Origin of the sequence: Variovorax endophyticus, from assembly GCF_025376855.1 — a bacterium.
Classification (GTDB): Bacteria; Pseudomonadota; Gammaproteobacteria; order Burkholderiales; family Burkholderiaceae_C; genus Variovorax.
In genome coordinates, this window is the sequence record NZ_JAHUTH010000029.1 from 85,495 (window position 1) to 100,438 (window position 14,944).

Below are 14,944 nucleotides of genomic sequence, written 5' to 3' on the forward strand. Positions count from 1 at the left end.
CTTCCCCCAAGGAGTCTCGATGACACGATGTCAGCGTCTGCCCACTCTCGCCCTGTGCCTCGCGCTCGGCGTTCTGCTGGCCGCCTGCGATCCCAAGCCGAGCGCGAGTGCCGCCTCCGGCGGCGCCGGCTCCGGTGCCAGTCCCACGGGCGTCACGCCTGCCGCGTCGGGCGATGCGGTCGATGCCTCCTCCGCCCACAAGGGCCCGTCCGAAGGCGGCGCGGCCATCGGCGGCATGAGCGGCCAGGGTGGCGGCTCGTCCGGGGGTGCCCCGCCCCCGACGGGCGGCGACGGCGCCGCGCCGAAATAAGAAGTTCCATTCCGTTCCCAGCCCCACAGAAGAAGACCACGATGAAACGACAACCCACTTCAGCGCCGCCGGAGGTTCCGTCATGGATATGAACCGCCGGCAATTCTTCCGCGTGAGCAGCGCGGGGCTGGTCGGCTCCAGCATCGTGGCGCTCGGCTTCTCGCCGACCGCCGCGCTGGCCGAGGCCCGCAACTTCAAGCTCGCGCGCACCACCGAGACCCGCAACACCTGCCCCTACTGCTCGGTGGGCTGCGGACTCATCATGTACAGCCTGGGCGACAAGGCGAAGAACGTGGTGTCCGACATCCTCCACATCGAGGGCGATGCCGACCACCCCGTGAACCGCGGCACGCTGTGCCCCAAGGGCGCGGGCCTGCTGGACTTCGTGCACAGCCCGATGCGGCTGAAGTACCCCGAGGTGCGCGAGCCCGGCGGCACCGAGTGGAAGCGCATCGGCTGGGGCGAGGCGCTGGACCGCATCGCCAAGCTGCTCAAGGCCGACCGCGACGCCAACTTCCAGACCACCAACGCCGACGGCAAGACCGTCAACCGATGGACCAGCTCCGGCATGCTCTGTGCCTCGGCCTCGTCCAACGAAACCGGCTACATCACGCACAAGGCATTCCGCTCGACCGGAATGCTGGTGTTCGACAACCAGGCACGCGTCTGACACGGACCGACGGTGGCCAGTCTGGCCCCGACGTTCGGCAGAGGCGCGATGACCAACCATTGGCAGGACATCCAGAACGCGGACGTCGTGCTGATCATGGGCGGCAATGCCGCGGAGGCGCATCCGTGCGGCTTCAAGTGGGTCATCGAAGCCAAGAAACAGAACAAGGCCCGCCTGGTGGTGGTCGACCCGCGCTTCACGCGCTCGGCCGCGATGGCCGACTACTACGCGCCGGTGCGCGCGGGGTCCGACATCGCCTTCCTCGCCGGGGTCATCAACTACCTGCTGAGCAACGACAAGATCCAGACCGAGTACGTCCGCAACTACACCAACGCGCCCTTCATCGTCGGCCCCGACTACAAGTTCGAGGACGGCCTGTTCAGCGGCTACAACGCCGAGAAGCGCAACTACGACCCGAAGTCGTGGGGCTATGCGCTCGACGAGGCCGGCATGGCCAAGGTCGACATGAGCATGCAGGACCCGAACTGCGTGCTGCAGGTGATGAAGCGGCATTACTCGCGCTACACGCCCGAGCTGGTGAGCCGCATCACGGGCACGCCGCAGGACAAGTTCCTCAAGGTCTGCGAGTACATCGCGAGCACCAGCGTGCCCACGCGCACCATGACCATCATGTACGCGCTGGGCTGGACGCAGCACAGCCAGGGCTCGCAGATGATCCGCACCGGCGCCATCGTGCAGCTGCTGCTGGGCAACATCGGCGTGCCGGGCGGCGGCATGAACGCGCTGCGCGGCCACAGCAACATCCAGGGCCTGACCGACCTGGGGCTGCTGTCGAACTCGCTGCCGGGCTACATGTCGCTCGCGCGTGACAGCGAGCAGAACCTGCCCGACTACTACAAGACCCGCGCGCTCAAGGCGCTGCGGCCCAACCAGATGAGCTTCTGGCAGAACTACCCCAAGTTCTTCGTCAGCATGCAGAAATCGTGGTGGGGCGACGCGGCCACGGCCGACAACGAGTGGGCCTTCCACTACCTGCCGAAGATCGACAAGCTCTACGACGTGCTGCAGGCCTTCGAGCTCATGAACCAGGGCAAGCTCAACGGCTACATCTGCCAGGGCTTCAACCCGGTGGGCTCGTTCCCCGACAAGAAGAAGATCGTCGACGGGCTCTCCAAGCTCAAGTTCCTGGTCACCATCGATCCGCTTCAGACCGAGACCAGCGAGTTCTGGCGCAACTTCGGCGAGTTCAACGACGTCAAGACCACAGACATCCAGACCACGGTGTTCCGCCTGCCTTCCACCTGCTTCGCGGAGGAGGACGGCTCGCTCACCAACTCCAGCCGCTGGCTGCAGTGGCACTGGAAGGGCGCGGAGCCGCCGGGCGAGGCCAAGGGCGACATCGAGATCGTGGCCGGCATCTTCAACCGCATGCGCCAGGCCTACATCAAGGACGGCGGCGCCTTCCCCGATCCGATCGTCAAGCTGACCTGGCCCTACAAGATTCCGCACTCGCCGTCCGCGCAGGAACTGGCGATGGAATACAACGGCCGCGCGCTGACCGACCTGCTCGATCCGAAGGACCCGACCAAGCCGCCGACGGCCAAGGCCGGCGAGCAGCTCGCGGGCTTCGGCCTGCTGCGCGACGACGGCAGCACCGCCAGCGGCTGCTGGATCTACGCGGGCGCCTGGACCCAGGCCGGCAACCAGATGGCGCGGCGCGACAACGCCGATCCCTTCGGCATCGGCATGGTGCAGAACTGGGCCTGGGCCTGGCCCGCGAACCGGCGCATCCTCTACAACGGTGCCTCCACCGACCCGGCCACCGGCAAGCCCTGGATCGCCAAGCGGCCGCTGGTCGCCTGGAACGGCAAGCAGTGGACCGGTGCCGACGTGCCCGACATCCGCCCCGACGCCAACCCGATGGAGGCCGACGCGGTGCGGCCCTTCATCATGACGGCCGAGGGCGTGGCGCGGCTGTTCGCGCCCACCGGCATGGCCGAGGGCCCGCTGCCCGAGCACTACGAGCCCTTCGAGTCGCCGCTGGTCAACAACCTGCTGCACCCGAACAACGAGAAGGCACGCGCCAACCCGGCCGCGCGCATCTTCAAGGGCGACCTCGAGCGACTCGGCGTGCCGAAGGACTTCCCGTACGTGGCCACCAGCTACCGGCTCACCGAGCACTTCCACTACTGGACCAAGAACGTGCGCACCTCGGCCATCATCCAGCCGCAGCAGTTCGTCGAGATCGGCGAGGAGCTCGCGAAGGAGAAGGGCATCGGCCATGGCGACATGGTCAAGGTGTCGAGCAAGCGCGGCTTCATCAAGGCCGTGGCCGTCGTCACCAAGCGCATCGTCGGGCTGCAGGTCGACGGCCGCACGGTCCATACCGTGGGGCTGCCGAACCACTGGGGCTTCGTCGGCATCGCGAAGCCCGGGTATCTGGTGAACACGCTGACCCCCTTCGTGGGCGATGCGAACACGCAGACGCCCGAGTACAAGTCCTTCACAGTGAACATCGAGAAGGCCTGACCGATGTCCTCTCTTCAAACCCTAGACATCCTCGCCCGCTCGGCCACCACCACGCCCTCGCCCGAGGTCCGCAACCGCCCGCAGGTGCAGCAGGTCGCGAAGCTGATCGACGTGTCGACCTGCATCGGCTGCAAGGCCTGCCAGGTCGCGTGCATGCAGTGGAACGACCTGCGCGACGAGGTCGGCACCACGCACGGCACCTACGACAACCCGGTCGACCTCACGCCCTCGTCATGGACGGTGATGAAGTTCTCCGAGGTCGAGCCCGAGGCCGGCAAGCTCGAATGGCTGATCCGCAAGGACGGCTGCATGCACTGCGACGACCCCGGCTGCCTGAAGTCGTGCCCCTCGCCGGGCGCGATCGTCAAGTACGCCAACGGCATCGTCGACTTCATCAGCGAGCATTGCGTGGGCTGCGGCAACTGCGTCACCGGCTGCCCCTTCGACGTGCCGCGCATCAGCAAGGCCGACAACAAGGCCTACAAGTGCTCGCTGTGCTCCGACCGCGTGGGCGTGGGCCTCGAACCCGCCTGCGTGAAGGCCTGCCCCACGGGCGCGCTGCACTTCGGCACCAAGGAGGACATGCACGAGTACGCGTCGGAGCGCATCGTCGACCTCAAGGAACGCGGCTTCTCGAACGCCGGCGTCTACGACCCGGCCGGCGTCGGCGGCACGCACGTCATGTACGTGCTGCAGCATGCCGACCGGCCCGGCCTCTATGCCAACCTGCCGAAGGATCCGCAGATCAGCCCGCTGGTCTCGCTGTGGAAGGGCGTGGCCAAGCCGCTCGCCATGGTGGCGATGATCGGCGCCGTGGTCGGCAGCTTCTTCCACTACATGAAGACCGGCCCGATCGAGCCCAAGGAAGACCATCCGGACGCCGACCTCGACGGCAAGCCCGACGAGGTGGTGGTGATCGAGGAACCGCCGGCATCGGCCCGAGTAGAGACCCGAGGAGAGACGCGATGACCCGCTACTACCTTCGCCGCTACCGCGATGCCACGCGCATGAACCATTGGTTCGTGGCGATCATGTTCTTCGCGGCCGCGCTCTCGGGGCTGGCCTTCTTCCACCCGGCGCTGTTCTTCCTCACCAACCTGTTCGGCGGCGGGCCGTGGACGCGCATCCTGCATCCCTTCCTCGGCGTGCTGATGGTGCTGGGCTTCGCGTTCCTGTTCTTCACGATGTGGCGCGAGAACATCCTCGACCGCGGCGACCGCGAGTGGATCGCCAACGCGCCGAAGATGCTCAAGGGCGACAAGTCGAGCATGCCGCCGGTGGGCAAGTACAACGCGGGCCAGAAGCTGGTGTTCTGGGCCTTCGGCATCAGCCTGCTCCTGCTGCTGGTCACGGGCTTCATGTTCTGGAGCCCATGGTTCGTCCACTTCTTCCCGATCCTCGTGCGGCGCATCGCGGTGGTGGTGCACGCGGCCTCGGCCGTGGTGCTGATCCTCTCGGTGATCACGCACATCTATGCCGCGATCTGGGTCAAGGGCACCCTGCGCGCGATGACGCGCGGCACCGTCACCGAAGGCTGGGCCAAGCTCAACCATCCGCTGTGGCATCGCAAGATGACGCGCGGAGAATGAGCATCCACCCTGCATTGCGATCCGGGCGATTCGCTGTAGAGTCGTCCGGATGAGCAGCAGCCCACCGATCCGCACCACGCGCGTCCTCGAGCCCGAGCAGATCGCCATGCAGGCGGGGCGGCAGATGCCCTTCCTGCGGCTGCCGGTGCGCGCCGCGGCCTTCTCCGACCGGCAGCTGCGGCTGCGCCAGCTCGCGGCCTCGCACCCGATGCGCGAGTACCTGACCTTCATCGCCGACCTGGCGCAGGCCCAGCACCAGGTGCTGCAGGACCACGCGCCGGTCGCGCTGCCCGAGGCCGAGGCGCTCGAGGCCGCGTCGCGCGCGCTCAAGCCGCCGCTGCCCGCCTTCGGCTGGCCGCGCGATCCGGTCTGGCGCGCCGAGCTGCGCCGCCTGCTCGGCCTGTTCCGTGCGCGGCTGTCCGAAGGCCCGGCGCGCGACACGCTCGATCGCGTGGTCGCGGCCGACGACGACTGGCTCGAGCAGCAGGCCGACCGGCTGTCGCGCCGCATCATGTTCGGCCTCGACCTCGCGGCCGCGCCGCTGATCGCGGCCGGCCTGCAGGTCTACTGGACACAGCTCGTGCTGCAGGTGGCGCAACGGCATGGCGAGAACATCTTCGGCCGCACCGATCCCGGCAACCTCTGCCCCTGCTGCGGCAGCGCGCCCACCGCGAGCATCACGCGCATCGGCGCCGACGAGGCGGGCTTCCGCTACCTGCACTGCGCGCTGTGCGGCACCGAGTGGCACTACGTGCGCATCAAGTGCACGCACTGCGAGAGCACCAAGGGCATCCACTTCGAATCGCTGACGCCCGAGCCCGGCGTTGCAATGCCCGCCACCGGCGCGCGCGAGGGCGCGGTCAAGGCCGAGTGCTGCGACACCTGCGGCCACTACCTCAAGCAGATCGCGATGGAAAAAGACCCCGAGGTCGAACCTGTGGCCGACGACCTCGCGAGCGTCACGCTCGACCTGCTGGTGTCGGAGAACGGTCACCAGCGCAGCGGCCACAACCTGATGCTGCTGTTCGGCGACCCTGAAATCCCCGACGACGGCGGAGGCGGCTGATGGCGGCGCCCGAAGAGTCCGTGGTCCACGGCTCGACGGCAAGGCCCCAGGATCTGCCTTCTGTCGATCGACTGCTGCGCGCACCCGCCGCGCAGGCCCTCGTGGCCGAGCATGGCCACACGCTGGTGGCCGGCGAGGCCCGCGCGCTGCTCGATGCCCTGCGTGCCCGCGCCCTGGCCGGCCAGTTGCCCGCCGCCGAGGTGCAGGCCGGCGCGCTCGACACCACGCTCGCTCGGCGCATCGCGCAACGCCTCGCGCCGCGCATGCGCAGCGTGCTCAACCTCACCGGCACCGTCATCCACACCAACCTCGGCCGCGCGCTGCTGGCCGATGCGGCGCTGCAGCGGCTGCTCGAGGTCATGACCTCGCCCAACAACCTCGAGTACGACCTCGCCACCGGCAGCCGCGGCGACCGCGACTCGCTGGTGGAAGACCTGCTGCGCACCATCACCGGCGCCGAGGCCGCGACCGTGGTCAACAACAACGCGGCCGCGGTGCTGCTGACCATCGCGGCGCTGGCGCGCGAGCGCGAGGTGATCGTCTCGCGCGGCGAACTGGTCGAGATCGGCGGCGCCTTCCGCATGCCCGACGTGATGGCCAGCGCGGGCGCGCAGATGGTCGAGGTCGGCACCACCAACCGCACCCATCCGCAGGACTACGAGCGCGCCATCAACGCGCGCACCGCCCTCGTGATGAAGGTGCATACCAGCAACTACGCGGTGCAGGGCTTCACCGCCGCGGTCGACGAGGCCACGCTGGCCGGCATCGCGCATGCGCGCGGCGTGCCACTGGCCACCGACCTCGGCAGCGGCTCGCTGGTCGACCTCGCGCACTACGGCCTGCCGCGCGAGCCGCTGCCGCAGGAGATGCTCGCGGCCGGCTGCGACGTGGTCACCTTCTCGGGCGACAAGCTGCTCGGCGGCCCGCAGGCCGGGCTCATCGTCGGCAGCAAGGAGGCCGTGGGCCGCATCCGCAAGTTCCCGATGAAGCGCGCGCTGCGCATGAGCAAGCTGCCGCTGGCCGCGCTCGAGGCCACGCTGTCGCTCTACCTGCGGCCCGAGCGCCTCGCGCAGGACCTGCCGACGCTGCGGCTGCTCACGCGCCCGGCCGATGCGATCCGCGAGATGGCGCAGGCGCTGCTGCCCGCCGTGCGCGAGGCCGTGGGGCCGCGCTTCACGGTCGAGGTGGTGCCGCTGCTCGGACAGATCGGCTCGGGCTCGCTGCCGGTCGAACGCCTGCCCTCGGCCGGCCTCGCGCTGGCGCCGGCCGGCACCGCGAAGAAAGGCATCGGCACCGCGCTCGATGCGCTCGCCACCGCGCTGCGCGGCCTGCCCCTGCCGGTGATCGGCCGCATCGCCGAGGACCGGCTGCTGCTCGACCTGCGCTGCCTGGAAGACAGCGCCCCCTTCTCGGCCCAGCTCGCCCTGTTGCGCGAGCGGCTCCAGTGATTCACCTCAACCCCGACCTCAGGAGAATGCGATGAACCCGCTCGACGCGCTCGCCGATATCGACAAGGAAGTCCTCCAGCCGCTGGCCCCCCGCACCGATGCCGAGGCACGGTTCCCGCGCGAGGCGATCGAGGCGCTCGGCAAGGCCGGCCTGCTCGGCCTGGTCTCGGCCACCGCGGTGGGCGGACGGGGCCTGGGCCTCAAGGAAGCCGCGCAGGTGGTCGCGCAGCTCGCGCAGACCTGCCCCTCCACCGCGATGGTGGTCTGCATGCACTACTGCGCCACCGCGGTGCTCGAGCAGCAGGGCCCCGAGGCCGTGCGCAAGGCGATCGCCGAAGGCCGCCACCTGAGCACGCTGGCCTTCTCCGAGGCCGACTCGCGCAGCCATTTCTGGGCCCCCACCGGCACCGCGCGCGCCGACGGCGACGGCGTGCTGCTCGATGCGCGCAAGAGCTGGGTCACCTCGGCCTTCGAGGCCGACAGCTATGTGTGGTCGAGCAAGCCGCTCGCGGCCGAGGGCGCGAGCACGCTGTGGCTGGTCGGCGCCAGGGCCGAGGGGCTGAGCCAGCCCGGACGCTTCGACGGCCTGGGCCTGCGCGGCAACGCCTCCACGCCGATCGCGGCGAAGGGCGTGCGCGTCGCCGCGAGCGATCGCCTCGGCGAGGACGGCAAGGGCTTCGACACCATGATGGGCGTGGTGCTGCCCTGGTTCTCGGTGCTCAGCGCCGCCTGCTCCGTGGGCCTGATGAACGGCGCCTTGGCGCGCGCCATCGGCCACGTGAGCCAGACGAAGCACGTGCACCTCGACAGCTCGCTGGCCGACCTGCCCACCATCCGCGCCTACCTCGCGCGCGCCCGCATCCAGGCCGACATGGCGCAGGCCCTGCTCGACGACACCATCGCCGCCATCGGCGCGGGCCGTGCCGACACCATGCTGCGCGTGCTCGAGGTCAAGGCCGCCGCGGCCGAGTCCGCGCTGACGGTGACCGACACCGCGATGCGCGTGTGCGGTGGCGCGGCCTTCCGCAAGGAGGCGGGCATCGAACGGCTGTTCCGCGATGCGCGCGCCTCGAGCGTGATGGCGCCGACCTCCGACGTGCTCTACGACTTCATCGGCAAGGCCATCACCGGCCTGCCGCTGTTCTGAGGAGCTGCCCGTGTCCGAACCGACGCTGATCATGGGCGCTGTCGCCTACGCGCCCAAGGTCGTCACGATCTGGGAAGGCTTCAAGGCCTTCTTCGCGCAGCACGGCCTGGCCTTCGACTACGTGCTGTATTCGAACTACGAGCGCCAGGTCGAGGCGCAGTTCGACGGCAGCATCCACCTGGCCTGGAACTCGCCGCTGGCCTGGGTGCGCGCCGATCGCATCGCACGTGCGCGCGGCCAGCAGGTGCGCGCCGTGGCCATGCGCGACACCGACTGCGACCTGCGCTCGGCCATCGTGGTGCGCGCCGACAGCCCGGTGCAGTCGCTCGACCAGCTGCGCGGCAAGACCATCGGCTTCGGCGCGGCCGATTCGCCGCAGGCCACGCTGATCCCGCTCGACCACCTGCGCGGCGCGGGCCTGGTGCAATCGCGCGACTTCCAGGCCCGCCTGTTCGACGTGCTCGGCGGCAAGCATGGCGACCACATCGGCGGCGAACGCGACGCGGCCGTGGCGCTGCGCGCCGGCGAGATCGACGCCTGCTGCCTGATCGACGGCAACCTGCTGGCCTTCGGCCTCGATGGCACCCTGCCCGCGGGCAGCACGCGCGTGCTGGCGCGCACCGGCGCCTACGACCACTGCAACTTCACCACCAGTCCAGACGCGCCGGCCGCGCTCGTCGAGCGCTTCGTGTCGCTGCTGATGGCGATGCGCTGGGACGACCCGCAGGTGCGCCCGCTGCTCGAGCTCGAGGGCCTGCGCGAATGGCGCGCCGGCCGCACCAGCGGCTATGCGCTGCTCGAGCGCGCGGTCGACGACGAGCGCTTTTACGACGGCGATGGCCGCATCACCGCCACCGGCTATCGATATTGAGTCGCTGGGCCTCGACCAGGGCGCCCTGCTGCTCATCCGCCGCGCGCTGGCCGAGCGGCCCGTGGGCGGCGAGCTGCACGTGCGCGGCACGGCGCCGGCCTGGGAGCTGCACCTGGAGGCCTGGTGCCGCGGCCAGGGCCATCCGCTGCGCTTCGAGCAGGACGACCAGGGCATGACGCTCGCCCTCATCACGCGCGGCCCGCATGCCGAGGGCCGCTGGCGCGGCGCGCAGCCCACCGGCCATGCACGCGGCGACACCGAGGCCGAGGCTCTGCCGAGCTGGGGACTGGCCGCGCGCGGCGCGACGGTCGAGGCCGGCAGCCCCGATTTTTTCTTCTCGCTGCACCAGCGCCACGAGCTCTGGGCCGCCACCGCGGGCGAGCTCTATGCGCAGGCCGCGGCGGCCCAGTGGGACCCGGCCACCGCCATCGACTGGGCGGCGCCGTTCGAACTGCCGCCGGCCATCGAGGCCGCGGTGGTGCAGGTGATGACCTACCTGATCGAGAACGAGAACGCCGCGCTGCTGGTGCCCGCGCGCCACCTGGGCCAGATCCATCCGCACTTCCGCGAGGTGTTGCAGCTGCTGGCGCTGCAATGCGCCGACGAGGCGCGGCACATCGAGGTCTTCACGCGGCGCGCCACGCTACGCGGCCACGAGCCCGCGCTGTCGACGGCCGGCGGCCAGGCCTCGTTGCGCACGCTGTTCGAGGCGCCCGACTTCTCGATCGCCACCTTCCTGCTGGCCGTGCTCGGCGAGGGCAGCTTCGTCAACCTGCTCAACTTCCTGCAGGCGCATGCACCCGATCCGGTGACGCGGCAGATCGCGCGGCTCGCCGCGCGCGACGAGGCGCGCCACGTGGCCTTCGGCATGGCGCACCTCGAGTACCGGCTGTCGGTGCAGCCCGAGTTCCAGGCCCGGCTGCGCAATGCGATCGAGTTGCGCTACGACGCGCTGGCGGCCACCGCGGGCCTCAACGAAGAGGTGTTCGACGCGCTGGTGCTACTGGCCGCGGGCGCGCTGTCGCCGGCCGCCATCGCACGCGGCCACGCGGCCGTGCAGCAGCTGCAGCGCGACATGGCGGCGGGCCGGCGCGCGCGCCTCGCGCGGCTGGGCTTCGCGCGCGAAGAGGCCGAGCGGCTGTCCGAACTGCACACGCGCAATTTCATGTGATGCTCGCGCCATGATCATCGGAACCGCAGGCCACATCGACCACGGCAAGACCTCGCTGGTGCGCGCGCTGACCGGCGTCGACACCGACCGGCTGCCCGAGGAGAAACGCCGCGGCATCTCGATCGAGCTCGGCTATGCCTACCTGCACGCGCCCGAGGGCGTGTCGCTGGGCTTCGTCGACGTGCCGGGCCACGAGCGCCTGCTGCACACCATGCTGGCCGGTGCCACCGGCATCGAGCATGCGCTGCTGGTGGTGGCGGCCGACGACGGTGTGATGCCGCAGACGCGCGAGCACCTCGCGGTGGTGGCGCTGCTCGGCGTGCGCGGCGCCACGGTGGCGATCACCAAGATCGACCGCATCGACCCCGCGCAGCGCGCGGCGCGGCTGGCCGAGGTGGGTGCCGAGGTCGAGGCCCTGCTGGCGCCGACGCCGCTGGCGGGCGCACCGCTGTTCGCGGTCTCGGCCGTCACGGGCGAGGGCATCGAGGCGCTGCGCGCGCGGCTCGTGGCCGTGGCGCGCGACGAACGCGCGCGCGAGCACGGCCTGGCCTTCCGCCTCGCGGTCGACCGCGCCTTCACGCTCGCGGGCGTCGGCACGGTGGTGACCGGCACTGCCTTCAGCGGCGAGGTGCGCGTGGGCGACGAGCTGCGCATCGCGCCCGGCGACCGCGCGGTGCGGGTGCGCGGCATCCATGCGCAGAACCGGCAGGCCGAGCACGCGCAGGCGGGCCAGCGCTGCGCGCTCGCGCTCGCGGGCGTGGCCAGGGACGAGGTGCATCGCGGCGAGTGGATCTGCACGCCCTCGATCGCGCTGGCCACCGACCGCATCGACATCGAACTGAGCCTGTGGCCCGGCGAGGCCAAGGCGCTGCGCTCGGGCACCACGGTGCATGCGCACCTGGGCGCGAGCGACACCATAGCCTCGCTCGCGCTGCTCGACCGCGAGCTGCTGCAGCCCGGCGAGACCGCGCTCGCGCAACTGGTGCTGCGCGAGAAGATCGCCGCCTGGCACGGCGACCGCGGTGTGCTGCGCGATGCCTCGGCCACGCGCACCATGGCCGGCGCGCGCGTGCTCGACCCCTTCGCGCCGGTGCGCTACCGGCGCACGCCCGAACGGCTGGACACGCTCGCGGCCTGGCGCCTCGACGCGCGCGACGACCGCATCGCGGCCCTGCTGCGCCACGCGCCGCTGGGCCTCGACACCGCGCAGGTGGCGCGCGCCCTCTCGCTGGCCGACGAGGCCGCGCTGCCGCTGCCCGGCGATGCGCAGCGCGTCGCCGGCACCGCCATCGCGCGCGAACAGCTCGACGCGCTCGAGGCCCGGATCGTGGCGCGGCTCGACGACTTCCACCGCGACGCGCCCGACGAGGTCGGCCCCGATGCGCGCCGCCTCAAGCGCCTGGCCGGCCCGCGCACCGGCGACACGCTGTGGCGGCATGCGGTCGAGTCGCTGGTGGCGCGCGGCGCGCTGGTGCGCAGCGGCACCTGGCTGCACCGCCCCGACCATGCGGCGCGGCTCGGCGAGGCCGAGCAGAAGCTCGCGCAGAAGCTGCTGCCGAAGCTGGCCGATGGCGGCTTCGATCCGCCCTGGGTGCGCGACCTCGCCAAGGACTGCGGCGCGAGCGAGGCCGTGGTGCGCCAGACACTCGCGAGCCTCGCGCGGCGCGGCGAGGCCTTCCAGGTGGTCAAGGACTTGTACTATCCGCAGGCGACGGTCGAATGCCTGGCGGCGATCGCGCGCGATTGCCTGCAGGGGCCCGAGGGCCTGCAGGCCGCGAGTTTCCGGGACGCGACCGGGCTGGGCCGCAAGCGCGCGATCCAGCTGCTGGAGTTCTTCGACCGGGTCGGCTTCACGCGGCGCGTGAAGGACACGCATCTGCTGCGGCCCGACACGGTGCTGTTCGAGGCACGGCCGTGAAGGGCCGTGCGCATGGGAGGGGATCGTCCCTGGTGGGGCGGCCGGGCTTCAAACCCGGTGGGTGGCGCCAGTCGTCGCCGGGAAGGTTCGACTCCTTCCCCTTTCCGCCTTTCTTGTCTTGCTCCTTCCCCCTCTGGGGGAAGGCCGGGATGGGGGCTGACGGCGCTGGCGAGACGACGGTGCTTCGTCGACGGGCGCGTGCCCCCACCCCGGCCCTCCCCCAGAGGGGGAGGGAGAAAGACCCGGGTTCAGGGAAGAACGCGCAACGACGGACCATTCGCTTCCACTCGGCCGATGACGGCGGCGCGGTCGAAGCCCTCGTTGCCGAACACCTTCAGCACGGCATCGACGGCCTCCGGCGCGCAGCTCACGAGCAGGCCGCCCGAGGTCTGCGGATCGCTGAGCAGCGCCTGCGCGGTCGGCGGCAGGCCGGCGGCGAGTTCGACCTCGGCGCCGTAGCCGGCCCAGTTGCGGCCCGAGGCACCGGTGACGAAGCCCTCGGCGGCCATGGCCTCGACGCGGTCGAGCAGCGGCACCTTCGACCATTCGACGACGGCCGAGAGCTTCGCGCCGCGCGCGAGCTCGAGCGCATGGCCCGCGAGGCCGAAGCCGGTGACGTCGGTCAGCGCATGCACGCCCTCGAGCGCCGAGAGCGCGATGCCGGGCGTGTTGAGCTTCGTCGTGTTCTCGATCAGCTGGCGGTAGCCGGTCTCGGACAGCTGCTCCTTCTTGAGCGCGGCCGACAGCACGCCGACGCCCAGCGGCTTGCCCAGCACCAGCACGTCGCCCGCCTTCGCGTCGGCATTGCGCCGCACGCGGTCGGGATGCACGAGGCCCATGGCGACCAGGCCGTAGATCGGCTCGACCGAATCGATGGTGTGGCCGCCCGCGATCGGGATGCCAGCGGCGCGGCAGACGTCCTGCCCGCCGCGCACGATCTCGGCGATGACCTCCACCGGCAGCTGGTTGATCGGCATCGCGAGGATGGCCAGCGCCATGATCGGCCGCCCGCCCATGGCGTAGACGTCGCTGATGGCATTGGTGGCGGCGATGCGGCCGAACTCGTAGGGGTCGTCCACGATCGGCATGAAGAAGTCGGTGGTGGCGATCAGCGCCTGCTCGTCGTTGAGCCTGTAGACGGCCGCGTCGTCGGCGGTCTCGATGCCCACCATGAGTTCGGGCGGGATCAGGCCGCCGCCATGGTTCTTCAGGATCTGCGAGAGCACGCCCGGCGCGATCTTGCAGCCGCAGCCGCCGCCGTGCGAAAAACTCGTGAGGCGCAGCGGCGCGAGCGGATTCATGAGAGTCGGGTTCATGGGCCGATTATCGAATCGGGCCCGCTTTCTACAATCCCGACCTTTCCAAAACCGCAAGCCGCCAAGGCGCATCCATGAAAAAGACACTCACACGACTGGCCCTTGCCCTGGCCTTCTCCGCCGCCAGCCTCGGCGCCTTCGCCCAGGGCGTGCTGCGCGTCTCGGCCATTCCCGACGAGGCGCCGACCGAACTGCAGCGCAAATTCACGCCGCTGGGCGACTACCTCAAGAAGGAAACCGGCATGGACGTGCAGTTCACGCCCGTGACCGACTACGCTGCCGTGGTCGAGGGCCTCGCCACCCACAAGATCGACCTCGCCTGGCTCGGCGGCTTCACCTTCGTGCAGGCGCGCATCCGCACCAACGGCGGCGCGGTGCCGATCGTGCAGCGCGCCGAGGACGAGGTCTTCACGAGCAAGTTCATCGTGCCGCTGGACAGCAGCGCGAAGACGCTCGCGGACCTCAAGGGCAAGACCTTCGCGTTCGGCGCGCCCTCCTCCACCTCGGGCAGCCTGATGCCGCGCTACTTCCTGCTGCAGGCCGGCATCAACCCCGAGAAGGACTTCAAGACGGTCGCGTTCTCGGGCGCGCACGATGCCACCGTGGCCTTCGTGGCCGCCTCGCGCGCCGAGGCCGGCGTGCTCAACGCCTCGGTGTGGGACAAGCTGGTGGAGGCCAAGAACCCCAACGCCGCCAAGGTGCGCGTGCTGGCCACCACGCCGACCTACTACGACTACAACTGGACCGTGCGCCCGGGCCTCGACCCGGCGCTCACGAAGAAGCTCACCGACGCCTTCCTCAAGCTCGATCCGGCCAACCCGGCGCACAAGGAGATCATGGCGCTGCAGCGCGCGAGCAAGTTCATCCCGACCAAGTCGTCGAACTACGATGGCATCGAGACGGCGGGCAAGTCGGCCGGCCTGATCAAGTAAGCACAAGCTAGAGAAA

The 14,944-nt window shown here is 70.4% G+C and carries 12 protein-coding genes and 1 tRNA gene; 12 read left to right on the plus strand and 1 reads right to left on the minus strand.

Features of this window, described 5'->3' with window-relative positions:
- Positions 1-19 precede the first annotated feature (19 nt).
- The 11 genes from KV106_RS30685 to KV106_RS30735 all read left to right on the plus strand — a co-directional run bounded on the left by KV106_RS30685 (position 20) and on the right by KV106_RS30735 (position 12,787).
- Positions 20-310, plus strand: a complete 291-nt coding sequence (locus KV106_RS30685; RefSeq protein WP_082321945.1) for a hypothetical protein — start codon at positions 20-22, stop codon at positions 308-310.
- An 82-nt stretch (positions 311-392) separates the two neighbouring features.
- Entirely contained in the window at positions 393-3,470 is a 3,078-nt protein-coding gene (gene fdnG, locus KV106_RS30690; RefSeq protein WP_261214859.1) for a formate dehydrogenase-N subunit alpha, read from the plus strand.
- 3 nt (positions 3,471-3,473) lie between these two features.
- Positions 3,474-4,439, plus strand: a complete 966-nt coding sequence (gene fdxH, locus KV106_RS30695) for a formate dehydrogenase subunit beta (protein WP_057592954.1) — start codon at positions 3,474-3,476, stop codon at positions 4,437-4,439.
- Positions 4,436-5,059 carry a formate dehydrogenase subunit gamma gene (locus KV106_RS30700; protein ID WP_261214860.1) on the plus strand — a complete coding sequence of 208 codons (624 nt, stop codon included), beginning with the start codon at positions 4,436-4,438 and terminating at the stop codon, positions 5,057-5,059. The genes fdxH and KV106_RS30700 overlap by 4 nt, the downstream gene beginning before the upstream one ends.
- A gap of 49 nt (positions 5,060-5,108) precedes the next feature.
- On the plus strand, positions 5,109-6,125 hold the full coding sequence (gene fdhE, locus KV106_RS30705; protein ID WP_261214862.1) for a formate dehydrogenase accessory protein FdhE: 1,017 nt from the start codon (positions 5,109-5,111) through the stop codon (positions 6,123-6,125).
- Positions 6,125-7,573, plus strand: coding sequence for an L-seryl-tRNA(Sec) selenium transferase (gene selA / locus KV106_RS30710; RefSeq protein WP_261214868.1), 1,449 nt, complete (start codon positions 6,125-6,127; stop codon positions 7,571-7,573). The genes fdhE and selA overlap by 1 nt, the downstream gene beginning before the upstream one ends.
- 31 nt (positions 7,574-7,604) lie before the next feature.
- A complete protein-coding gene (locus tag KV106_RS30715; protein ID WP_261214869.1) occupies positions 7,605-8,720 on the plus strand; it encodes an acyl-CoA dehydrogenase family protein in 1,116 nt (371 codons plus the stop codon).
- Between the two features lie 10 nt (positions 8,721-8,730).
- Positions 8,731-9,591, plus strand: a complete 861-nt coding sequence (locus tag KV106_RS30720; protein ID WP_261214871.1) for a phosphate/phosphite/phosphonate ABC transporter substrate-binding protein — start codon at positions 8,731-8,733, stop codon at positions 9,589-9,591.
- Complete coding sequence (locus tag KV106_RS30725) at positions 9,557-10,762, plus strand: ferritin-like domain-containing protein (RefSeq protein ID WP_261214873.1); 1,206 nt, start codon at positions 9,557-9,559, stop codon at positions 10,760-10,762. The genes KV106_RS30720 and KV106_RS30725 overlap by 35 nt, the downstream gene beginning before the upstream one ends.
- 10 nt (positions 10,763-10,772) lie before the next feature.
- Entirely contained in the window at positions 10,773-12,680 is a 1,908-nt protein-coding gene (gene selB / locus KV106_RS30730) for a selenocysteine-specific translation elongation factor (RefSeq protein WP_261214875.1), read from the plus strand.
- Positions 12,681-12,694: 14 nt separating this feature from the next.
- A tRNA-Sec gene (locus KV106_RS30735) sits at positions 12,695-12,787 on the plus strand.
- A 141-nt stretch (positions 12,788-12,928) separates the two neighbouring features.
- On the opposite strand, the gene selD is transcribed toward KV106_RS30735, so the two are convergent.
- Complete coding sequence (gene selD, locus KV106_RS30740) at positions 12,929-13,996, minus strand: selenide, water dikinase SelD (RefSeq protein ID WP_261214876.1); 1,068 nt, start codon at positions 13,994-13,996, stop codon at positions 12,929-12,931.
- 74 nt (positions 13,997-14,070) lie between these two features.
- Between selD and KV106_RS30745 the strand changes: the two genes are divergently transcribed.
- Positions 14,071-14,928: a putative selenate ABC transporter substrate-binding protein gene (locus KV106_RS30745; RefSeq protein ID WP_261214878.1), complete on the plus strand. Its 858-nt coding sequence runs from the start codon at positions 14,071-14,073 to the stop codon at positions 14,926-14,928.
- The last annotated feature ends 16 nt before the right edge of the window (positions 14,929-14,944 follow it).